The organism is Pseudomonas sp. MWU13-2105, from assembly GCF_023242315.1.
Classification (GTDB): Bacteria; Pseudomonadota; Gammaproteobacteria; order Pseudomonadales; family Pseudomonadaceae; genus Aquipseudomonas.
Window position 1 is genome coordinate 265,175 of record NZ_JALLIY010000007.1, and the last position, 24,443, is coordinate 289,617.

At 58.1% G+C, this 24,443-nt stretch carries 12 protein-coding genes; 7 read left to right on the forward strand and 5 right to left on the reverse strand.

The features are described from left to right. Positions 1–116: 116 nt before the first annotated feature. Positions 117–2,237 (forward strand): autotransporter outer membrane beta-barrel domain-containing protein, encoded by a 2,121-nt coding sequence (locus M5B96_RS12745; RefSeq protein WP_318654838.1) that lies wholly within the window; start codon positions 117–119, stop codon positions 2,235–2,237. 237 nt (positions 2,238–2,474) lie between these two features. Beyond that, positions 2,475–3,983: a hypothetical protein gene (locus M5B96_RS12750; protein ID WP_248797030.1), complete on the forward strand. Its 1,509-nt coding sequence runs from the start codon at positions 2,475–2,477 to the stop codon at positions 3,981–3,983. Between the two features lie 20 nt (positions 3,984–4,003). Here the strand turns inward: M5B96_RS12750 and M5B96_RS12755 are convergent, their stop codons facing one another. The 5 genes from M5B96_RS12755 to M5B96_RS12775 form a co-directional block, all read right to left on the reverse strand. Then, positions 4,004–5,092, reverse strand: a complete 1,089-nt coding sequence (locus M5B96_RS12755; protein WP_248797031.1) for a fimbrial protein — start codon at positions 5,090–5,092, stop codon at positions 4,004–4,006. Positions 5,093–5,137: 45 nt separating this feature from the next. Further along, positions 5,138–7,678: a fimbria/pilus outer membrane usher protein gene (locus tag M5B96_RS12760; RefSeq protein WP_248797032.1), complete on the reverse strand. Its 2,541-nt coding sequence runs from the start codon at positions 7,676–7,678 to the stop codon at positions 5,138–5,140. Positions 7,679–7,711: 33 nt separating this feature from the next. Continuing rightward, positions 7,712–8,467, reverse strand: coding sequence for a molecular chaperone (locus tag M5B96_RS12765; RefSeq protein WP_248797033.1), 756 nt, complete (start codon positions 8,465–8,467; stop codon positions 7,712–7,714). Positions 8,468–8,567: 100 nt separating this feature from the next. After that, complete coding sequence (locus tag M5B96_RS12770) at positions 8,568–9,128, reverse strand: fimbrial protein (protein ID WP_248797034.1); 561 nt, start codon at positions 9,126–9,128, stop codon at positions 8,568–8,570. 251 nt (positions 9,129–9,379) lie between these two features. Further along, positions 9,380–14,470 (reverse strand): RHS repeat domain-containing protein, encoded by a 5,091-nt coding sequence (locus M5B96_RS12775; protein WP_248797035.1) that lies wholly within the window; start codon positions 14,468–14,470, stop codon positions 9,380–9,382. Between the two features lie 434 nt (positions 14,471–14,904). On the opposite strand from M5B96_RS12775, the gene M5B96_RS12780 reads away from it, so the two are divergent. From M5B96_RS12780 to M5B96_RS12800, 5 genes are all read left to right on the forward strand, one after another. Next, positions 14,905–16,110 carry a hypothetical protein gene (locus M5B96_RS12780; RefSeq protein ID WP_248797036.1) on the forward strand — a complete coding sequence of 402 codons (1,206 nt, stop codon included), beginning with the start codon at positions 14,905–14,907 and terminating at the stop codon, positions 16,108–16,110. A 1-nt stretch (position 16,111) separates the two neighbouring features. Beyond that, positions 16,112–17,341, forward strand: a complete 1,230-nt coding sequence (locus M5B96_RS12785; protein ID WP_248797037.1) for a hypothetical protein — start codon at positions 16,112–16,114, stop codon at positions 17,339–17,341. A 73-nt stretch (positions 17,342–17,414) separates the two neighbouring features. After that, positions 17,415–19,841: a hypothetical protein gene (locus tag M5B96_RS12790; protein WP_248797038.1), complete on the forward strand. Its 2,427-nt coding sequence runs from the start codon at positions 17,415–17,417 to the stop codon at positions 19,839–19,841. A gap of 179 nt (positions 19,842–20,020) precedes the next feature. Beyond that, positions 20,021–21,856, forward strand: a complete 1,836-nt coding sequence (locus M5B96_RS12795) for a hypothetical protein (protein ID WP_248797039.1) — start codon at positions 20,021–20,023, stop codon at positions 21,854–21,856. A gap of 82 nt (positions 21,857–21,938) precedes the next feature. Further along, positions 21,939–24,413, forward strand: a complete 2,475-nt coding sequence (locus M5B96_RS12800; RefSeq protein WP_248797040.1) for a hypothetical protein — start codon at positions 21,939–21,941, stop codon at positions 24,411–24,413. Positions 24,414–24,443 lie beyond the last annotated feature (30 nt).

Genomic DNA, 24,443 nt, shown 5'->3' on the forward strand with positions numbered 1-24,443 from the left:
TTTGACCAACACGAGTTTCCGAGATGAATGTGATCGTTCCTTTTTCGCTAAGCCGGATTTCGCGGGTAGTAAAAATTGTCATGGTTGTACCGTTGTTGCTCGTAAGTGAGCAGGGTATGGCGGCGCGAATTATCAGTGGCGGTGAGCAAGTGGTCATCGGTGGCAGCACCGCCCCCGACAGTTATCTGGTCACGGGGGAGTCCGGCTTGACGGCCAATGGGGCGAGCACCAAGGAAATTCGTGCCGAGACGTCATCCAGTGTCACGCTCAATGACTCTGTCGTGACGGCGACCGGGACGTTGGCCGCTGTCGGACTGGTCGACTCTCATGCGGATATTGTCGGTAGCACGCTGACCAGCGCCGGAACGGGCTTGTCGCTTTCATACAATACCATCAACCCCCTCGGCTCGACGGCCACGGTAGTGGGTAGTGTGATCAGCGGCGGCTTGACCGGGGCGCTAGTGGGAGGGCCGAGCGTGTTGACGCTGGACACGACTCAATTAACGGCAACCGACGCTAATGGTGCGGGTCTACAGATGGCCGGCGGACAGGTTACGGCCAGCCAGAGTAATATTCGTGGTGGTCTCAACGGGGTGTTGGTATTTTCTGGAGACACAGCATTTCCTGCTGCCAGCCTGGTGCTTGACAAGAGCAATGTCGTTGGCGAAACAGGAGCCGCTGTCGTCGTTGATTTTCTCGGCGTGCCAGCGGATGCATTCACCATCGACGTGCGCAACGGTTCGACGCTGGTGGGTGGCAATGGCGTGATTCTGGATGTGCGTGGCGGTGCTACCGCGAATTTGTTGGCTGACAATAGCGATTTGGTCGGCGATGTGATTGCCAAAGCCGGCAGCACCGCCAATGTCACCTTGCAGAACTTCGCCACCCTGACCGGGCGCCTGGAAAACGTCGATACGCTGACGCTCAACAGTCAGGGCAAGTGGGTCATGGTCGAGGACGGGCAGTTGACGAACCTGGTCATGGGCGGTGGTTCGGTACAGTTTGGCCAGCCTGGGGATTTCTACACCTTGTCGGTGGAAAATCTCAGTGGCAATGGCAACTTCATCATGCATACCAATTTCGCCAGCGGCCAGACCGACTTCCTGAACGTGACCGGCACCGCCACCGGCAGCCATACCCTGGATGTGGCCAGCAGCGGCGCGGATCCGTTGTCCGACAAGCAGATCCATGTGGTGCACAGCGCCAGCGGTGATGCGTCGTTCTCGCTGCTCAACGGTCGGGTGGACCTGGGCACTTACTCCTACGATCTGCTCCAAGTCGGCGCCAATGACTGGTACCTCGATGCCGCGAGCAAGATCATCAGCCCGGGGACGGATTCGATCCTGTCGTTGTTCGATGCTTCGCGCACCGTCTGGTACGGCGAATTGAGCACCCTGCGCGGTCGCATGGGCGAAGTACGGATGAACAGCGGCCAGACCGGCGGCTGGATGCGCGCCTACGGTAACCGTTACGACGTGTCCGCCAACTCGGGGATGGCTTACAAGCAAGACCAGCAGGGCCTGTCCTTTGGCGTGGATACGCCGCTGCCGTCGGTAGGCGACGGGCAGTGGGTGTTCGGTCTGCTGGGCGGTTACAGCCATTCCAACCTGGATATGAAGTACGGTACGACGGGTGAGGTCGACAGTTTCTATATCGGTTCCTACGCCACCTGGCTCGACGCCGAAAGCGGTTACTACTTCGACGGCGTGCTCAAGTTGAACCGCTTCCAGAATGAATCCAATGTCAGCCTCAGTGACGGCACGCGGGCCAAGGGGAGCTACAACACCAATGGCCTGGGCACGACGCTGGAATTCGGGCGGCATATCAAGCTGGACGACGGCTACTTCGTCGAGCCCTATGTCCAGGCGGCCGCGCTGGCGGTGCAGGGCAAGTCCTATTCCCTGGACAATGGCATGAGCGCCGATGGCAACCAGAGCCGTTCCCTGCTGGGTACGGTCGGTTCGACGGTGGGGCGTGATATCGACCTGGGCGGCGGTCAGATCCTCCAGCCGTACCTGAAAGCGGCCCTGGTGCATGAATTCGCCAAGGACAATGAAGTGCGGGTCAACAGCACCACGTTCAACAACGACCTGTCCGGGTCCCGCCTGGCCTTGGGCGGCGGTGCAGCGATGAAGGTGAACGACAAGGTGCAGATGCATGCCGATCTCGATTACAGCCACAGCAGCAAGATCAAGCAGCCATGGGGTGTGAATATCGGGGTTGAGTACAAGTGGTAATGTCATACCGATGACAGGGTTGTTATCCATTCATTGTTTTGTAGAAGGGCCGCCATGGCCCTTCTTTTATTTTTAATAAACGACTGTACAAGCCTGATTCAAGTGTCTTGTCAACTTAGCAGTTCTGTCAGTACCCAAATGGCTTCGCTCGGCGTTAAATGATTGAACTTGTGTCAGTCAAAAAACCAGGCATCCATTTCAGGTTTACCACTCAGTTGACTGAGGAGGGAACAGAATATGTCAAAGTCCAAACGGAACTCCCGCCAGGATGAGCCTCAAGAGTTGCCAATACCTAAACCTCTTGGCGTCGTTCCACCTATCGCCGGTGGAGAAGAGAATCTTGTGCACACGCGGGATTTGACGCGTCCGTTAAAAATTCAGATAGATCAATGGAATAACTGGGCCCCGCAAGAAGGACGCTATGACGAAGTCATTCTCTTCTGGGATGGCGCGCCCTTGGGCGCATTGACGCGCCTGGAGGGCCCAGGACCTTTTAGCGATGTGCAACGTCAACTTGAAGTGCCGGCGGAGAAACTTGTCGAGGGTATTCACGCGCTGTACTACACCGTGAAAATCTGGAGTGCCACGACTCCGGCGGAAAGCTTTCCGGCCAATGTGACGATAGACACCACCAAACCCAGATTGAACCAGGCCGAGGACAAACTGATTTTTCCCGCCGAGATCCTCAATGACGGCGTGACCGCTGCTTACCTGGCTGCAAACAACGATCAGGTCAAGGCGACGATCCCCCGTTACGATGAGAACACCACCGGGCCCAAACCGGGTGACATCATCACCTGGTACCTGAATATAAGATCGGGGACGGGTGAACCGGATCAACTGCGGGTCGACTCGATGACCGTGCCTTACCCGGTACCCGCGTTACTGGAAGTGGTGTATCCAGGCCAGGCATTTGTCGACTTCGGTGATCGCGAAGGCTATGCACGTTATCGGGTCGAGGATCGCGCGGGCAATATCAGCGAGTTGTCGGCGCGGGTCGATCTGGATGTGAAGGCGACGCCAACGCCGCGTGACCTGACCTATGCCCGTGTCAACGAAGCCACGGGGAGCCCGCAGGCCAGCCAGCTGGATCCTAATCCCCCCGGTGTCGTGCTGAGCGGCGTCATTGTCACCATCCCGCAAAACGCCCTTATCTCCGACGGTGAAACAGCGGCAGTCCTTTTTGGCGAACCGGGCTCTTTCGGTTTCTATCGGGCTGAAACACCGATTACCGCCGGTGGGCGCGAGTATCGAATTCCGCGGGACTACATCGCGCGTAATGTGAGAAAAATGATTCCGGTATCTTTTGCGGTCACCGTACCGGGTTTGCCTGATCCGTTGCCCTCCGCTGTGCATAACCTGAGCATTTCAAGCCTGACCAACTTGCCGACGATCCAGTGCGACAAAGTCAGCGGCAGTGGTGGCAGTGCTGTCCTGCGTCTCTCGCAAATCAATGATGGCGGCGTGGCCACCTTTACCCAGATGAGCTGGAAGTACATGGCGACCTGGCAGTTCTTCAGGGTGACGGTAAGGGGGGTACTCATTACGGGCGGACAGGAAACCGTGACCGTGCTCGACGCCGGTCCCGTCCCGGCAAGCGGGACCGTGCAAGGGGGGACGATCTCCAAAACCGCGCTGCAACGTTTCCTGCGTGGCGAAAGCCTCGACATCCGCTCCTATGCCAGCTTTGACAACAAGGCGAACTGGTATGACTTTCCCTACATGACGCCGACGCTGGTTGACTGACCGGCGCCGACCCCGTCGACCTAGCGATAGGTGATGGTGAAATTCAAGGCGCCCTTGGCATCGCCGGGCCTTATCCGGGCCTCGGTCTGGTAGAAACGGGCCATGAAGTCCAGTACCGTCGTGCCCGGTCTGACAGGAATCATGGGCACCTCGGTACCCAGTGCCACCGGGGTCACGCCATCGCCCCTGAGTATCTGGATACCGAACCCCGCGGCGCTGGAGTCCGTGGTCAAGCTGAAAATCCCGCGGTCTTCCTCGATGGGTTGCGAGCCGCGAACGCCATCGAGCTTGATCGTCGCGGTGGCGACATTCTCGTCGCCGGGGTCGGCTTCGCAGGCGCTGAGGGTGATGTTGAACGACACCGCCGTGGTGCTGAATCCGGGGCCGCTGAAGTCGGCCGCGTCCCACTCGCCCAAACGCACCGGATCGGCGCTCACCGGGTTGCCGGTGGTGCCGCACTGCGCCTGAATCACCGTGCCCTGCGCGGCAAAGCTGAAGCCTTTACCCACGCCACTGAAGTGTCCGCTGAACAGTTCGCCGCCATCCAGCGGGTTGGGGCCGGTCGGGATCGGGCCGGTCTTGATCAGGGTGACATAGGCCCGCAGGCTCTGCAGGGAGAAGGCGAAGTGGCCCGTGACCTGGTCCTGATAGGCGTCGAAGGGGGGCACGGGGCGACCGTCCACGGGGATGAAGGTGTTCAGGCCGCTGCCGTCGAACGGGAAGGCCAGCCTGACGAAGGCGCCCACCCCCGGAATATTGGTGCTGAACACCTTGCCGCTCAGATCCTCGCCATTGATCGGCGGCAGATCGCCGGGGAACAGGGCGACGCTGGGCAGTGCCTGGAAATTCAGGACAACACCGGGGGTCACGATCTGGCAGTCCAGTTGCGAACTGCCTCCGCTGCTGAAGGTGTGCCGGGCGAAGGTGCCGATGATGCTCCCCACCGGAGCATTCAACGGCACATACAAAGTCCCCAACTGGGCCTGAAAGACCAGGGGACCGCTGCCGACTTCCCAGGCGCAGTTATCGCTGGCGGCGAATGCCGTCGAAGCCTGGCTGCCGGCAGCCAGCAGCAGGGGCGCCAGCAGTTTTCGTATCAATCGATTCATGATGTTTCCTGTTGAATGAGGCGCCTGGAGCATCGGTCTGTCGGTTCACAACCCGGCCACGGGCTGGCAGGTCAGGGTCTGCAAGTGATAGCCCTGGCTCTGCTCCAGCCGTTGCGGGTCGATCTGCAGATGGCAGCGGACGTCGTTGTCCTCGCCCCAACGCACTTCCAGGCGTTGCGCTTCCAGCGCCACGGAGAGCAGCACCTGACCGGCCTGGCCGACGGTGCCGAGTTCGTTGCCCCGGGTATCGCTGACCTGGGCGCCGAATGGCAGCAGCTGGCCTTCGACGGTATGGCCGGTGATCAGCAGGCGATTGACCGTACGTGCCGCGAACGTACTCTTGACCACCGCGCCGCGTCTTGGCACCACCTGGGCCGTACCGTTATCGATCTCGACCTCGGGTCCCAACTGGTCGCTTTGCAAGGTCAGGGAGTTGGCCCGATAGGGTCGCAGAGAGGGCACCAGGGCAAAGCCACGGTCGTTGGTCTTCACTCCGGCGGCGTTCTGCACACCGACGCCGGCGATGTCGGGCACCTCGACCAGTGCCGCGGTTTCCCCCAGGTAAGGGCCCATTTCCAGGCCGTCGCCGTGGAGCAACAGCGCGCCACTGGCGTTGAGCGAGGCGTTGCGATAATGGTTGCCCTGGGTCAGGCCGGCGCCGACATTTCCCGAGGTCCCTTGATAACCCAGGGAGAGCGCGGCGGATTGTTGTCCATTGGCATCCTCGCTCACGCTGGTCCGGTAATTGATCCGGTTTTCATCGGCATTGCCCGACAGGCTGGCGCGTTGACTGGATTGTCCGGCGCTGTTTTGCAGGTCGAACGAGAGCATGCTCGATGAACCGATATCCAGTGGCAGTGACACGCTCAGGCCGAATTGCCGTTGATCGCTTGGGCGGGTGTTCGGCCGATTGCTCAACGACTGTTGGGCGAAGAAATTGTAGGAAACCCCGCGATGCTGGGTGTTGAAGCCGAGCTGGAATTGGCGCTGGGTGTAGCTCGTCTGCCAATAATCCTGATGGGACAGGGTCAGGTTGACCGAACTCAGCCTGCCGACTTTCTGGTAGGCACTGGCCTCCAGGCGACTGCGCCGGCTGCCGACGAAGCTCGAATCGCGCTCGCGCTCGCGAACCGCTTCCTCGAAGTCACGGTAGCCCGGGGTGGAATAGCGATAGCCGGCGAAGCGCAGGTTGGTTCCGGTCTGGAACGACTTGCCGTATTTCATCGCGTAGCTCATGCCTTGCACGGTCCGTGAGGTTTGCGGGTTGATCGTCGCGCTGGAGTGGGTCAGGTCCAGCGCCAGGGCGCCGAATGAACCCAGGTCCCGGGACGCGCCGAGGTTGCCTGCCTGGTAGAAGTCGCTGCCCATCAGGCCACCATAGAGGGTGGTGCGCCAGCCCGTGCCGACGGCCAGAGTCCCTTGCCAGAGCTGTGCGTCAGTGCCAGGTCCGATTGCGTTGTGGCGACCGAGGGCGGCGCTGTAGCGCCAGACCCCTTCACGCAACAGGTTGCTGAGTGTGGAATAGGGCTGGGAGAAACGATGCACCTGGCCGTCGGCCTCGGTCAGGACGATTTCCAGTTCGCCGCTACTGGCCACGGTACTCAGGTCGTCGATTTCATAGGGGCCGGGGCTGACATAGGTGGAGTAGATCGGGTAGCCGTTCTGCAGGACTTCAAGTTTGGCGCGGGTTTGCGCGACACCACGGATGACCGGGGCATAGCTTTGCAGTGTGTCCGGCAACATTTCCTGATCGGAAGCGATGATCGCACCCTTGAACGGCACGCTTTTGAAAATATCGCCGCCGGTAAAGGTTTCACCGAGCGTCAGGTTCGCATTCAGTCCGGGCAGATCGCGCTGGGCATAGGTATAGGCGCTGTTCCACTCGCGGCGACCTTGTTCGTCCTGGCGCAGCGATCGGTTGCCGCGCAGGCGCCAGGCGCCGAGGTTCACGCCGCCATTGAGGTAGAGATCGTCGCTGTGGCTGGAGCCACCCTGGCGATGGTTGCTCTGCTGTGCCGACAATTGATAGTTGACGAAGGCCGCGTTGATGCCACTGTCCCAATGCTCCGGGGCAATATAACCGACCACGTCGCGGCGCATGGCAATCTGTGGCACGGAGATCGCCAGCCTGAGCTGGCTGCCTTCGAACCGGGTGTCGGCACCGGGGATCAGCCGTGCCAGGTCGACGCAGTCGGCCGACAAGGGCGCGTTATCGGCCAGGCTTTCGAGCTTCACCCCAAGCGTCCCGAGCAGTTCGGCGGACAGGCAGGGCTGCAGGCGATTGCCTTCCGGACTTGGGCTGAAGTCGATCTCCCGTGAGCCGGCGGGGCGCTGATTGATCAGCAGTTCGACCCGGTAGCGGCCCGGCCCCAGATCGTGTTGCTGGCCCAGTGCCTTGAGGGCCTGGGCACTGGCGTCGCCGGCGTATCCAGGGTGCTGGTGCAGAAAGCCGGATTGAAACTCGATGGCCGGTTCGGCCCGTACCGGCGCGGTGTCGAACACCAGGGCGCCACTGCCGCCCAGCATCAGCAGATGAACCAGGCGCTGGCGGCAAGATGGCTGCCGGTCTCGAAACAATGGAGTCATGATGGTCTTCACGCAGGTCAGGAGGGGCACGCCTCAAGGGGTGAGTTGCACGGGCGCGTGCTGGGGCGCGCTGACCGCGCCGTAGTCATTGATGGCGGTGAAGCTGACGCGCAAGCCGGCGACCGGTTCGAGCGCGCTCAAGGCAAAGCGCTGCTGCTTCATCGGCTCGACCATGGCCGGATTGTTCAGCGTTTCGAGCGGGCCGTTGGTGCTCAGCTCGATGCGGCTGAACGACACATGAAAGGGGGTCGGATTGTTCACCACCAAATGAGGCTTGCCGCCGATGTGTTCGAGCGACCAGTGCAGGTCCTTGAGACGGCTGGCCGGTTTGTCCTTGAGCTGGGCGGGCCGGTAGAACAGCTTGATCCGGGTGCGCAGGGCGATATTCAGGACATTGCCCTCCACGGCGCCGGCCTGTGGGATCTCCTGCACGTTGAAGTAGAACAGTGACTCCCGGTCGGTCGGCAGGTTATTGGGCAGGCCGTTGATCTGGACCTGCTGCTCTTTGCCGGGATTGAGCCGGAACAATGGCGGCGAGGGTATGAAGGGCACGGCCGTGGTGGTGTCGTCGCTGGCGGTGTTGACCCAGGTCTGTACCGCGTAGGGGCTCTGGCTGGGATTGTTGACGATCAGCGAGACACTGCGTTTATCACTTTCGAACACCACCCGGGTGGCGTTCAGGCTCAGGGCGGCCTGGCTGAGCGGGGTGTACGAGGCCAGCAGAAACAGGGTCGTGCCGACGCCGAGGGCTGCGCGTAACGTCGCCGCCGGGGGGATGAAACCGAGCATGGATCAATACCTTTGGAACAGGCGCGGGATTCGCGCCTGAAGTGCAGCGTGAAGTGCCCCGCGCGTGGTCAGGCCACGTCGCTGGCGTGCGAGCGGGCGATCAGTTGACGGCCACCACGAACAGCACGTCGGCCGAGGCCGAACCGGGCTGGACGCTGCCGGTGGCGGGCGCCGTGCGGCGGTAGTAGGCGTTGAAGAGCATGTCGGTCGGCCCGGTGGCATTCAGGTCGTATTCGGCCGAGGTGTCGCCGGGGGCGATCGAGTCACCGGTCTTGTCGCGAATCACGATGGCCACGCCCTTGGCCACACTCGTGTCATTGTCGGGACCTACCGAGAAGTAGTTGCCACTGGAATCCGCGACGCCATTGAAGGTGACCTCGGCGGTATTGGCGGTGCCGCCACAGGTGGCAGAGTCCTTCACCCGCAGGACGAAGCTCTTGCCACGGTATTCCTGGCCCGGCGCGGTAAAGCGGCTGGCGTCGACGCTGCCCATCTTGACCTGGTTGCCGATGGCGCCGTCTTCCGGGTTGACCACTTCGATCGGGCAGGTGCTGCTGGTGATCTTGCCTTCGAAGTTGATCATGCCGGTATTGGCGAAGGCCGCGGTGCCCGCCAGGCTGGCAGCCAGGCCCAGGGAAAGGGCGATCAAAGAGGTTTTCATAGGGTCAATCCTGTTTCGCGCAGTGCCCGGCATTTCAGGGATAAGACGAGACTCCAGGGGGCTGCACTGCGATATGGTAAGGCCGGTATCGGTGGGGAATGTCTCGGCGCAGGAGTCTAGGGACGCGGGTGGGGGGGGAGATATGAGAGAGTTCTCATTGTGTGGCGGTAAAGTAAATGTGGGAGGAACTGGGGAGACCCCGGCTTTAACCACAACAGTTGTATTCTGCTGTGGTTAAAACCAAGAGGTTTTTAAAGTCTCACTCCACTTGCTAATGCTATTGATTGCTGACTCGCGGCGACTATTCGGCTTGAGTTGAAATGCTGGTTCGCCAAATATACGGCCTCATTCAGCGTAAAATGGTTATCAGTTCTCATGGCTTGAACTGCTAGTTCCTGCGTTATATGGGGAGCAGTTGAGGCTTTGGAAGCCCCGGTAGCAGCTACATTCGGTGGCCGAAGTAACGACTGTCCCTTCTGGAGTTGCGTCGTAAGCGAAGATACTGGAGGTGTAAACGTTGACATCGGTGGCATTGGAGGAGGTGGTGGAATTCGCCCCCCAGCCCCAACAGGTGATGCAGGTGATGCAGGTGCAGTTGCAGGGGCGGATGTAGCGCGTGAGGTGGTATTGGCTCCGGCTTTGAAGTCGAGGTAAATCTTTCTAAACCTATTTGGTATAAGGTTTTTATTTGCACCCAGCCGTGCCACGGCCTCTGCCCCAGCTCCCATGCTGGCCTGTGCAGCACTCCTCGCCCCGACTGTTGCGGCGGCCCCGGCGCCCACTTTCGTTCCGAGCTTTGCAGCGCCCGCAACCGCGCTCTGGCCGAATCCCGTGATCAACGAGCCGATCCCCAATCCCATGGCGACTTGTCCATACGCCGGGTCTTCCGTGGCCAGGTGCACGGCTTCGAAGACGGTGGCGCCGAAGCTTAGTCCAAACGCCGCGCCGGCCAGGAGCATGATCGGTGTTGCCGAGCCCAATGATGCGACAAATGCTACTCCGGCAACCGCTGTCATGACCGCGCCGATAATCACATTGGTCCAGTTTTTGCCTGAGCCCGAACTTGGCGTCACGTCTTCGTCCGGCTTGCGCAGACGACTGTTCGTTCCGATATGCCCGGTGGGGTCGGTCAAGCGAATCGGGTTGCCCAGGCAGTAGCAGTAGGGGTTCAGCCCACCTTCGCCGAAAGGGCTCAAGTTGTCGCGACTGTGGAAACGCATCAGTTGCGGGTTATAGGCCCGATAGCCGCGCCCCAGCAGGTACCAGCCCGTGGCCGCTTCGCGGACCTCGCCGTTGAAGGCCTTCACACTGAGCAGCCGGTCGTCGCTGCTGCGTTCGCCATAAGCGTTGTAGACCGCCGTGCGCAGCTGGCCGGCCTGGCTTTCGGCGAGGACGCTACCGTTGATATCACTCAACAACAACAGGGTTTTGCTTGCGTCGTCCAGTTGCTGCTGACCCAGCGGCTGGCCCAGGTGGTCGAGAAAGTGCGTTTGCCGGTTGCCCTGCACCAGATAGCTCAGCTGTTCATCCTGATAGAAGCGCAAGACTTCCTCCTCGCTCCCCTCGCGCGAGGCCAGCAGGTGGTCGTGCCCATCGTAGCGATACTGGCTGATGGTTTGCAGGCCAGGGGACTCGACTTTCAGCAGACGGCTCTGGCTATCGTAGTGCAACAGTTGGTCGTGCTGGTCATTGAGCAGGTTGCCGTTGGCGTCGTAGTGAAATTCCTGCATCCGTGGTGTACCGCGATTCAGGCTGCTGCTGATACTGACCAGACGGAACGGGTCGTCGCCGTCGTAGAAGTAGTCGCACATCTCACTGCTGCCATCGGCAAAGGAGCTGATCCGCAGGGTGATATTGTCCAGGTGATCGAAGATATAGAGCTGTTCCTTGATCTCCCGCCCAGCCTCGTCCCGGGGCAAGGTCAGGCCGGAACAGCGGTGCACGTTCAAGCGCCCGCGCTCGTCGTAGACAAAGGTTTCCTTGAGCAGGCTGGTCAGGCCACCCTGGCCGTCATCGACCTGCAAATGACGCATGCCCAACTGGCCATCAATGTCCCAACTCTGTTCGATCGTGCGGGTGGGTTGGCCCGTGAGCATCACGGTGCGCAAGACTTCCTGGTCCTGATCGTCGTACTCCAGGCTCGTCACCAATGTGCTGCGCGCCTGATTGTCGGTAACGGTGCTGCTGCTGAGCCGGCCCAGGCGGTCATAGTCGAACTGCGAGTGCAGTTGGCCTTGGGTGATACTCAGCAGGCGTCCGGTGGTGGGGGCGTAGTCATAGGTGCTGACCAGGCTGTTGAATGCGTTGCTATCGGTGCGCCTGATCAGTTGGCCATTGAGCGAGCTGACATAGTCAGTGTCCCAGGTGTTCCCCTGGTCGTCGACCCACTGCTCCTTGCGCAGTTGGTTGGACGCATCGTAGTCGTAGTGACGCGTGCCTTGTGGGTTTTGCGCCTTGGTCAGGCGGGCGCTGGTTCGATGGTGCTCGAAGGTCGTGTGTTCATCCGGGGCCTGGCGGGCGATCGGTTGATCAGTCAACCGCAGGTTGTACTCGTAGGTAATCGATTCACCGGCCGCGGTGGTGCGCTGATGGGGTTGCAACTGCTCGCCGACATACGAGAGTGTTTCGCTATAGGGGCCGACCTGGGTCTGGGTCAGGCGTTCCAGGCCATCGAAGACCTGGGTGCCGATGGTGGTCTCATTCACTCCCTGCCTGGCTTTCAATGACACGGGCAAGGGCGAGGTACTATGCGTGGCATAGGTGCGTTGGACCTGGGTGTTATCCGGCAAGGTGGTACTGAGCATGCGTGACCAGGGGTCATAGCTGAACCGGGTTATCCGGTTGCGTTCGTCGGTTTCCTGCGTGCAATTGCCCAGCCCGTCATAGCGGAAGGCGCGTCTGGCAATGGCCGCGCCCTGGGCGTCCTGGCCTTGTATCTGGACCGGTTTGTCGAGCAGGTTCAACCAGGTTTCGGTTTTGCCGCTGATCAAGGGCGTGCCGCCGGAACTTTGTTGCCACTCGGTTTGAATCGGACCCTGGGTCCATTTCAGTGGATCGCCGAGGGGATTGAGTTCGACATGCGACTCCACGCCATCCGGCCCGCTGATACAGGCTTGCTGGCCCCAGTCGTCGTAGGCGTACCGGCTGCTGTAGCGGCGCTGCTGGCCTTCGAAGTAGTCGAACTGGCTTTCTTCGATCGTATCGCCCAGGCCGTTGAACTGCGCGGCATAGGTTTGCTCGAAACGGGTTGGCGCACTGTCGCTGACATGGTCGCGCTCTTCGAAAAACGCCCGGCCCAGGCCGTCGAGAATGGTTCGGGTGGTGACTCCACGAGCACTGGTGGCGCGTTGTTCGCTGAAGCGACCGAGGCCGGGGGAGAGGCTGTAGCTGTATTGGCGGGCCGCCTCGAAAGGGCCGCCGGGATCGGTGGTTTCGCGGACAAGCCGGCCGAGGTCGTCATAGTCGTAGCGGACCTGCGTTTCATTGGACCGGTTGAACAACAGTTCGCCGGTGAGCAAGGCATGTTGCTGGACCAGGGTACTGCTGACCGCATCGAAATCGGTGCTGAAGGTTTCCGTGGTCTGCCTGACCGGCTTGGGCACGGTGCCGCCACTGACGGTCTCCTCGTAGGCGAACCGAGTCAGAGTGGTCATGCCGTTGAGCGTGACCGTCTGTTGGCTGGGTTGTCCATGCCGGAAATGATCAGCCGGCGCGTCGTAATACTGGTAGACAATCTCTTGCAGGGGCTCTTCGCGTTCCTCGGGCGTACCCGGGTTATGCACTTGCACCAGGGTTGCACTGTCCAGCACCGGGATCGGCGGTTGCGGGCTGTCGCTCAGGCTCGCCTGCTCGACATAGCGATAGTGGGTCCTGAGCGTTGGGGCGCTGTCGTAGGTGTCCGCTTGCGCCGGTTTCAGGGTCGTGCTTTTGAGCTTTCGGACAAATCCATAGGCGTCCTCCGGACAATCCGTCTCGGTGCCGTCGGCTCGATAGTAGACGTCGTTCCTGATCTGGCCGTTGGCCTGGACATGCTGGAGTTCATTACCCGAATGGTCATAGCTATAGGTGTCGGTTTCTTCGCGGTGACGGGTGGGATCACCCTCCAGGTTCCAGCGGGTGATCACGCTGACCGGCATCTGATAGGTGGACAACTGCCGGAGAATCGAGCCGGCGACCAGGTTATAGCGTGTCTCGACCTCGCGGATATTACGGTTCTGCTGGGTGCTCTCCAGGGTGATCGAGTGAAACCGATTGAAACGGCGGCGGATACTGCGCACCGGGTTGCCACCGTCATAATGGGTTTCCGTGGTTTCATACAGGTAATCGGCGGCTTGATAAATCACCGGATCGCGATGATCGTTGCCCCAGGACACCGGCAGGGTATTGCCGAGAAAGTTTTTGCCATCCGCGGAGTAGCTGTAGCGCACTTCGAGTTTGTCGGCGGCCTGCGGGTTACCGTTCGGATAGATCTCATGCCGGGTCACCCTGGGCAGGAAACGGGTGCTGCTGCCGGGGAAGGCATGGTCTTCCCCGTAGGTAACGCTTTCGCTGCCGCCCAGCGGGTTCTGCACCGCGGTGACAAACAGATGGTCGTGCCGAAAGCCATAGTCGAAGCGCCAGGTACTGGTTTGCCCCGAGCTGTCGGCGGGCAGGGTAATGGCCCGGACATGATTCTCGCTGCCGGGATCGATGCTCAATGAATAACGGGCCAGCGGGCCGCCGCCAGTGCCACTGCCGGGATACAGGTCGAGTGTCAGGCTGCCGGCGTCACGCCTGACCTGCAGCAAGGGTTGGTCGTTTTCATCGCTGATCGATTCGAGCCGCAGATAGTTGCCATTGAACAGCACGTGCTTGAGCTTCAGCAGGTGTCCCAGCGGCGAATGGATTTCGATCGGCAGCGCCAGGACATTGCCGTTCATGACGTGTTCTTCGAGTATTTCCACCAGGCCATCCTTGTGCACCAGTTTGTAGCGGCGCCGGTCCTGATGCGTGTCGTGGTTGTAAAAGCGGAAGCTGTCGAGCTTCTTGGTCTCCATCAACAGTTCTTCGCCTACGCCGTTGGCCGTGACGGTATGCAGTTCTCCGGTATAGAGCGACAGTACCTTGGTTCTCGGTGCGTACTCCGACAACTGGAAGGTCCAGCCGGTGCCATAACCACGGTCCTCGCGATTGAGCGTGCTGAAGGCCAGCGAAAGGGGGAAGGCGGGGCCACGCAGTTGATTGGATTGCAGCTCGGAAAGATCAAGGGATATCCGATATTGTCCGGTGCGTGGGTCGACACCATTTTGCACCGATTGCATGAAGTTCAGTGCCGATGAATGGAGAGAAGTGGAAGCGCTCATGGACGTGAACCTCCATCATTAATCAATCAATGAAGAGCAGAATAAGTGCTGAAGACGGGCTCGCTTAAGCCCTTTGATGATGGATATCAAAGTCGCGTGTCGCCGCCTGGAAAAAGACAACGGTCAAGTGTTCGTTATCAACAATAACAGCTCATATGCCCGTTGCAACCTAGCAGTTCTGCTAGTAGGCAAGGTACCTGATCAGGCGTAAAAACCTTATATCCACGGTATGTCGAGCTCCCTGGATTGTGACCGTCCAGGTGCCCGGCCCTCAATGACATGGGCGGTCCGATGACGCGCCGGGCGTGCTGAGCACCGCGTCATCCATGGCAACTCCATGGCGCGCGGTACACGATCAATAGGGTCTTTTAACGGAGTATTGAGAGGGCCAACGGCACGGTCTGACTGTTCAACCGTTTGAAGGAGTCACGAGCATGGCGACGCCGACTTATACAAAAGCTGAGTTACTGGCATGGTTAAAAGATGAAAAGCGCATGTTGGGATGGGACGCGATTGTTGCATTGAAACGCGAGCCTACCAATGCCTTGTTGCTTCAACAATATATAGAAAATTTTAACCAGGGTTCCTACTGGACGGGCCTTGGCGGAGTGGTGCCTACCGGAGGGAAGGACTTCGCGGAGGCCATCAATAATTTTACCCTGGATGTGCCGCGTTTATTCTATGAGGACACCGGGCTGGATAACTCAAAGGCCAATCTGGAAATGGTGATTATCGAAGGGACTCAGTTATCGCTACTCCACAAGATCGACCACTGGGCGGTAAACCGGGTCTATGAGTATAGCCCTACCGAAGGCCCCAGGTTATTTCTGGATTTGTTATTGGCCGAAGTCGCCGGGCATATTGACGGTGATCGGCGGATCCGCCTCGACTTGAGCAAGAGCAGTAACTTTCGTCTGACCTTTGCCAAGACTCCGCTGGAGCAGGAGAAGGGCGGGGAGTATTTCCGGGACTTGTTTGAGGCGCTGGATGATGAGCAGCGGGTCTGGGTCATGGGTGAGATCAAGGAGGGGTTGAACCCGATGATGCGTCCGCAATCCTTTGGTTTGCGTACCCAGCAGGGGGGGGAGGAGGGTGAAGGCGCGATATTGGCTTTTATCCGCATGCAAGGCCGGAACGAAGGGGGCTTTCCGGGGGCGAGCAGCGGCTTTCGTTATCTGATTCCCCGTGATGCCGGGAAGGATTACTCCGCCACGGTGTTGATAAGTCGGGGACGCGTGCTGATGGGGCAACTGCTGGAGTCATTTGGCGAGTTGATTGGCGATCATAATTTTAACTGTGTTTTTGATACGGCCAATGAATTGATTTCGGCCACGGCGACCGGAGGAAAACTTGATATTTCTGGTCAGACGATGACTGATCGCTTTAGTTATGATTTCTTTTATAAGGAAGCCTGGGCGGAGTTTACCTATGGGTTCGATGATTTTGCGATGCCCATGGCCAATGCGTTGGTGCTGAGGGTGCTAGGGCAAGAGGTGACGGTGAATTTGAATGTCCGAGGACTCATGCCGATCCGTTACTACGGTGTTACCAATAGCGATCCGCCTATTTCCGCCGAAGAACTGGGGGGGGGGCGATCCGCTGCCGAGATTTTACACGTTATCGGTCTCAGCGACCTATGAGTTGCTGGATGATAGTGCCGGAGGGGAAATAAAGTTAAAGACATTCAACTATAACGCGGATGCCGGCGAGGAAGCTCAGTTGAATCAATGGGTCGCTCCACCCAAAGAGCCGCGCGGGGGGTTGACACCAGAAGACTTCGTTTACTTTTTGTTATATTTGATTGGGGTTTCTCTTCGCGTTGTGACGGAATCAATGTTGAGAACGCTTTTAAGCCCTGAGTTTAAAGGTGCCATTGAGGCAGCTTTCAGAAAGGAGTTGCCCTCCAGTCTCTCGGTCAGGGAGTTTGTCGAGGAAAATCTGAAGCTCAATTTCGGCAACACGATTGTCGGTACCGATATCCAATCCCCGGGTGACGTCAGTTTTTTCGGGCGTATCAGTCCCGAGCAGACCAGCTTCGCAATCACCACGCCGGAACCACTGCTTGCCGCTGGTGCGTCCCATCCCTTCAAGACACAGCCAGTGATCAGCGGCTTGCAATGGGCCGTGGAAGACCTGCGTCGCAGTGCCCGTAACCCGGGCCGCATCGATCCCTCCACTGGGGTGTATGAGGCTCCAGCGGTCGGGCAGATCGAAGGCCATTTTACCCGGGTGCGGGTCACCGCAACCAATCCGGCGACGAATTTTCGCAGTTCGGCACTGGTGACCGTGGTGGCCAATTCGCTGACGATCAATCCGTTGATCACCTATTGCGGTACTGGCGAAGAGGTCAGCTTGACGATAGGGACTCTCGGGGAGGGGCCTGTCGATGTGAACGTCAATAATCCGGGGCCTGGCAGTGGCCATATCAAAGAGGTCGACGGTACCTACACCTATATCGCCGGGCCGAAGGTGGAAGGCGATACCTATGTGCTGGATGAGATCGTGGCAACTTATAGGGGGCAGTCACAATCCGTGTATATGCTGGTCAAACAATTTGAACCGGCGATCACATTATCAGCGATTGCCGGTGCGACGGAACTGCCGCCGGGGCAAGTACAGTTGAAAGCCGAGTCCAATGGCAGCGATCTGACGCACCTCGTTGATGAGTGGACGATTCTATTCGATGGACCGGGTCATATGGACTCGGATATTCCAGGCCGGTATCACGCGGGCCCGAACGCCGAGGCGCGGTTTGTCTGCATTATGGCACGGTGGGATAGCATCGTTATCGGTATCTACAAAGGCCATGTGATTTTACCTTTACCATTTCAAGAGTTTCCCAATGAGTTACAAGCGCTGAGTCGCCTGTAATACCGCTCGATTTTTGCAGCAGGTACAGCACTCGGTTCAACGTGACATGATCGATAGCGGGAGTATCGTGGTGATGGTTACTTATACCAAGGCTGAGTTGCTGGCTTGGCTAAAAGATCAGAGTCGTATGCAACGATGGGATGTGATCATTACCTTGGCGCGTGAGCCGACCAATGCCCTGCTGCTTCAGCAATATATTGAAAGTTTTAACCGGGACTCCTATTGGTCAGGTATTGGCGGGCAGGTGTCCACTGGCGCAGGGGAATTTATTGAGGCCATCAGTGACTTTACCCTGGGCGTGCCGCGATTGTTCTATGAAGACACCGGGCTCGATAGCTCGAAGGCCAATCTGGAAATGGCCATTGTCGAAGGTATGCAGGTGTCGTTGCAGAAAAAGAGCGATCGCTGGGTGCTCACCCGAGTTCATGAATATAGCCCAACGGAAGGCCCAAAATTGTTCCTGGATTTACTCTTGGCCGATGTGCAAGGCCGTATTGACGGGGACCGGAGGATCCGTCTGGATTTGCGTAAAAGCAGCCACTTCCGACTGACCTTTGCCCAGACGCCACTTGAGCAAGAGCAAGGCGGGGATTATTTCCAGAAGCTTTTTGAACAACTGGATGAGGAGCAACGTGTATGGGCCATAGGGGAGATCAAGGAGGGCAAGAACCCCATGCTGCGCCCGCAATCTTTCGGTTTGCGCACACAACAGGGGGGCACGGAAGGGGCGGGCGCGATACTGGTCTTTGTCCGTATGCAAGGCCGGAACGAAGGCGTTTTTCCCGGGCTGAACAGCGGCTTTCGCTATCTGATACCGCGTGATGCGGGGAAGGACTACTCCACGGCGATATTGATCAGTCGCGGGCGAGTATTGATGGGGCAATTGCTCGCCTCATTCGGCGATTTGATCGGAGATCATGATTTTCAGTGCGTATTCGATGATGACAATGATTGGACGAGGGCCACTGCGACCGGGGGAAAACTTGATATTCCCGGCGACAAGGTGGTGACCAAAGGTATCAACTTTGTCGATTTAACCGGTGAGGCCTGGGCGGATGTCGAATCTGAGTTCGATGGTTTTTCGATGTTGGCTGACCAGCGGCTGGTTCTTGAAAGGAAAGGGGACGAGGTGACGGCGCGATGGGCGGTGAGTGGCAGCACCGATGCCCACTCGAAAATCGTCGATTGCAGTCTGCCGTTACTCAAAGAACGTTCACTGGGTAAGAGTTCGGTCGGTTATTCGATTTCCGTCCTGGCAACCTATGAGTTGGTCGACGATGCGCAGGGCGGCTCTGTAAGGTTGAAGAGCATCAGCTATGAGACTGACGCCGATGCCGACGTGGCTGGTGCGCAGGCTGATAGAGCGGTGCTGGCTGAGCAAGCGTCTAAAACAGGCGAAGCGTTTTTTATTCTTGTTTTTTTGGTCTATTTATCCGGCTTGACCGTTTCGATCCTGACGAGCATTGCGGCGGCGATGCTGAAAAGCCCCATGGTCAAAGGGGCGATTGAAAGCGCCTTGAGCAAAAATTTTCCCTCCGCGCTCACCGTCAGAGACTTCATCAAGGAAAATATCGAACTCTATTTTGGCGCGGCTATTGTCGATTCCGAAGTGCATTCTCCTGGTGACGTCGGCTGTTTTGGTCGGGTCAATCCAGGGCAGACCTGTTTTGCAATCACCACGCCAGAGCCGCAACTCGCGGCTGGTGCGTCCCATTCTTTCCGGACGCAGCCGGTTATCAATGGCTTGCAATGGACGGTGGAGGACTTGCGTCGCAGTTCGCGCAACCCAGGCAGCATCAACCCTTCCAGCGGGGTGTATCAGGCACCGCGAGCCGAGCAGATCGACGGTGGTTTCACCCGGGTGCGGGTCACCGCCAGCGATCCGACGACGAGCTTCCGCAGTTCGGCATTGGTGACGGTGGTGGCTGATCCATTGACGATCAATCCATTGATCAGCACTTGCCGCCCGGAAGAGCGTATGCGTCTGACCATCGGCGTGCTCGGCGATGGGCCTGTTGAGGCGAGGGTCAGAAATCCGGGGCCGGGCAGTGGCACCCTTGAGCGGGTCGAGGGGGGCTACCGCTATGTCGCCGCTCCCAAAGTGGATAAGGAAACCTATGTCCTGGATGAAATCGTGGCGACTTATGACGGCCAGGCACACTCCGCGTACATATTGGTAGAGCAATTTACGCCCGGGGTTACAGTCTGGCCGGTTGCCGCCGCGGCGCAACTGCCGTCGGGGCAAATACAGTTGAAGGCCGAGGTCAACGACCATGATGTAACCGCCCTCTGCGAATGGTTGATCCCGTTCAATGGACCGGGGCAGATGGACGCGAATATTCCTGGACGTTATCACGCGGATGCCAATGCTGATGCGCACTTCGTTTGTATTATCGCCGTGTACGAGAATGTTGTACTGGGTGTTTACAAAGGTCACACGATTTTACCCTTGCCCCTTGCAAAGTTTGCCAATGAGTTGCAAATGCTGAGTGATCGTTAGTGTTCGGTAATTGATGCTTTTATTAACGATAGTCGTTCGCTTGCCCCTGGTAACCTAGCAGTTCTGCTAGTAGGCAAGGTGCTCGATCAGGCGTAGAAATGATTTATCCGCGACACGTCGATGTCTCTGTGTCGGCAACTCGTTTTATAGCGGGATGATAGACCGGAGGCATTGATTCCATGAGCCGCAAGATCGCACCACCAGCCCCCCTTATTCCTCTGTTGGGCAGTGACAATGCCCTGGACCTCGGTGCCTTGGGCAGCGACGACCTGGTGACCTATGTTCAGTACCCCGGGATCGCCGTAGGTCACGTGATTGCCCCGCAATGGCGTGGCCGGGCCAATAACGGCCAGGCCATCGACGAAACGGTGCAGCAGGATGTAGATGCGCGCCTGGAGTATGACGACAACGGCGAACCGAGGATGCCGATTCCCATTGTGAACGGCAAAGTCGCGGCGTTGGATCAGGGCGAGGTTTTTTATTCTTACAGCTATGCCGAAGACGGTAGCAATACTTTTACCGAGGAGTCGTTGCGGCTGTTTTTTTATGTGGGCAAACGGCCCTGGATGTCCAGCTTGTTGCTGCCGGTGGCACACCTCAAGGAGTCGCACGATTTGTGTGTCGATCCCGACCAGGTGTCGCCCCAGGGCGCGACGATAACCACCGCAGCCTACCAGGCCATGGCCGAGGGCGATGAGCTTGAACTGCTATGGCAGGTCTATCGACCCGGCTCGCCGACGCCGATTACGCATAGAATCTACAAGACCGTGACCGCCGAAGAAGTGGGGCGGCCGCTGGAGTGGAACTTGTCTTATGTTCAACTGCAGTTGATCAAGAATGGCGGTCATGCCTTGATGAGCTACAGCGTGATCTATGCCAATCCGCCGGACCCTGCCGCGCCGCAGACCTACTCCGCGGTACAACGGATTGTCGGCGTGGCGCCCAGTGTGCCCTTGCTTGAGGCGCCGGCGGTGGTCGGCCATGCCGGCGGCCAGATTGATCCTTCGCTCTACCCCCATGGCGTGCCGTTACAGATTCCCGCCTATCCCGGCCTGCAAGTCGGTGACAGTGTGGTGGTCTATGCCGATAGCGAGAGCTCATCGACCCAGGTCGCCCTGCGACTGGATATCAGCAATGTCGAGAGCGGCATTATCCAGTTGTTGCTGGATGTGCGCTGGTTGCAGGCGCATTACGGTGAAGAGGTGAGCTTGAGTTATCAGTATGCGCGGGCCGGTGCCTCGCTCAATTCCACCCCCCTGGCATTGACGGTTCGTCGAGCATTGCGTCTGTTGGCGCCGATTGTCCCGGAAGGCCACAACTATGATGACGATGGCAGCGGCATACTCAAAGGCTGGATCAGTGCCAGCAACACGCAATCAGGAGTTTTGGTCGATATTCCGGAGCAAGGCGAAATCGCTCGCGGTGACCAGCGCTGGCTGGTCTGGAGCGGGTATGGGGAAGATACCGTGGTGGAGCGGCCGATCACCGGTTCCGACTGGCGTTATCGAGTGCCTGTCACGGAGATTCCAGCCAACCTGGGCAAGCATGTGATCATCAAGTACGCCGTGGTGCCCAGTGGCGAGAGCGACCCCTATTGGTCGCCGGTATTCGATCTGGAAATCAGGAATTTCGAAGGCGGCTGGCCGGTGCTTCAGGCTGAGAACCCCAAAGTCAGTGATGGAAAAAACGGCATCAAATTGAGCGATGTGGTTTCCGTCATGGTCTTCAAGACAGGCTCCTGGCGATTCATGAACGAAGGGCAGTTACTTAGGGTGATTGCCTCAGGTATGCGTGACAGCGACGGCCAAACGATTGTCCATACTCTACGAGACGAGAGTGAGCCGCTGACAGAAGAAGAATCTTATGATCAAGGCTATGTATTAACAGAGCTCCCTCGCTCATTTATGGTGCAGTTGAGGGTGGGTGAAGAGTTTGATGTCGCCTCCGAGGTGAGCTTCGATAACGGGTATTCGTATAAATCGTTTGGTATAAGCGCATTCAAGTTACTGCTTTGAATGGGCGAATCGAACAGGATGTCGTCGAGACGGCTTTCCGACAGAGAAGTGGGCTTGGTGTGCTTTTTTGATGAGGCGATGAGTGAGTGCACAGGGTGTTCTCATTTTTCAGTCTCTTTCGGGAGTCATGATGATGGCGACGCCTACTTATACAAAAGCTGAGTTGCTGGCCTGGTTGAAAGCTGCCCCACGTATGGACCGCTGGGACGCGATCGTTGCGTTGAAACGCGAGCCCACCAACAACTTACTGCTTCAGCAATATATAGAAAATTTTAACCAGGGCTCCTACTGGACGGGCATTGGCGGAGTGGTGCCTACGGGGGGGAAGGACTTCACGGAGGCCATCAATAACTTCACCCTGGATGTGCCGCGTTTATTCTATGAGGATACCGGGCTCGACGGCTCAAAAGCCAATCTGGAAATGACGATTATCGACGGGACTCAGTTATCGTTACTTCGCAAGATCGATCATTGGGCGGTGAACCGGGTCTATGAGTATAGCCCTACCGAAGGCCCAAAATTATTTCTGGATTTATTATTGGCAGACGTCGCGGGAACGATTGACGGTGATCGGCGGATCCGCCTCGATTTGAGGCACAGCAGCAACTTTCGCCTGACCTTTGCCAAGACTCCGCTGGAGCAGGAGAAGGGCGGGGAGTATTTCCGGGAGTTGTTTGAAGCACTGGACGACGAGCAACGTGTATGGGTCATGGGTGAGATCAGCGAGGGCATCAACCCGATGATGCGTCCGCAATCTTTCGGCTTGCGTACACAGCGGGGAGGGGCGGAAGGAGAGGGCGCGATATTGGTTTTTGTCCGCATGCAGGGCCGGCATGAGGGTGGCTTTCCCGGTGAGAACAGCGGCTTTCGCTATCTGATTCCGCGTGATGCCGGGAAGGATTACTCCGCCACGGTGTTGGTCAGCCGAGGGCGAGTATTGATGGGCGGGTTGCTTAAGTCCTTGGGCGATTTGATTGGCAACCATGACTTTGATTTTGTTTTTGACAATGAAAATGATTGGGTCTCCGCGACGGCGAAGGGCGGCGTCCTTCATATTTCGGGGGGGGAGCCAGAACGGCAGAGGGTGGTGCACAACGTTCTTGGCCTGGATCTATGGGCGGATATTGAATACAGCTTTGTCGGTTTTGACCTGCCGGCGGCCCATGCACTGACAGTCGAGATGAAGGGCGATGCTGTTGTCCTGGAGTGGGCGTCTCAAGGGATTATCCCGACAGATATTGTCGTTATTCAAAGTAATATTTTGGGTGCCGGCGCTCGCTTGGACAACGAGATAAGGTACTCCGTCTCCTTGAAAGCTGTTTATGAGTTGGTGGATGATGCCGCGGGTGGAAAAATCAGTTTGAAGGAGTTTATTTACGACGCTGATACGGAGGCTGATGTGCCGGAGCAAACCCCGGCGCTGGCCTTTCCCGGAAAAGCCCCGGGTGATGAATTTGCCGAAGCTGTTTTCAAACTGTTTATTCTGGCGCTGATCAGCCCGATATTGGTATTGATGGCGCGTGCGGCACTCAATAGTAACCAGGTCAAAGGCATGATTGAGGAGGCGTTGGCCAAAGAGTTTCCCTCCGAAACGCCGGTCAAGGAGTTTATCGAAGGTAATATCAAACTCAATTTTGGCAACGCGATTATCGGCAACGAGGTTAACTCCCCAAGTGATGTCAGCTTTTTTGGTCGTATCAATCCGGACCTGAGCAGTTTTGCAATCACCACGCCCGAGCCGCTGCTCGCCGCCGGCGCTTCCCATCCATTCAAGACGCAGCCGGTGATCAACGGCTTGCGATGGGCCGTGGAAGATTTGCGCCGCGGCACGCGCAGTCCAGGCCGTATCGATCCTTCCAGCGGGGTGTATGAGGCGCCGCAGGCCGGGCAGATTGACGATCGCTTCACCCGGGTGCGAGTGACTGCAAGCAATCCGGTGACGAATTTCAGCAGTTCGGCACTGGTGACCGTGGTGGCCAATCCGCTGACGATCAATCCATTGATCACCTATTGCGGTACTGGCGAGGAGGTCAAATTGACGATAGGGACTCTCGGAGAGGGACCTGTCGATGTGAGCGTCAATAATCCGGGGCCTGGCAGTGGCGATATCGAGGCGGTCGACGGTACTTACACCTATATCGCCGGGCCGAAGGTGGAAGGCGACACTTATGTGCTGGATGAGATCGTGGCAACTTATAAGGGCCAGTCACGATCCGTGTACATGCTGGTCAAACAATTTGAGCCGGCGATCACATTATCAACTGTTGCCGGTGCGACGGAACTGCCGCCAGGGCAAGTACAGTTGAAAGCAGAGTCCAATAACAGCGATCTGACGCACCTCGTTGATGAGTGGGCGATTCTATTCGATGGGCCGGGTCATATGGACGCGGATATTCCAGGCCGGTATCACGCGGACCCGAATACCGAGGCGCGATTTGTCTGCATCGTTGCACGGTGGGATAGCATCGTCATCGGTATCTATAAGGGCCATATCATTTTACCGTTACCGCTGATGGCGTTTTCTAAAGAGGTAGAGTTATTGAGCCAGGTGCTGTAGCGAGGGCGTTTTTTAAAAAATTACTCCATC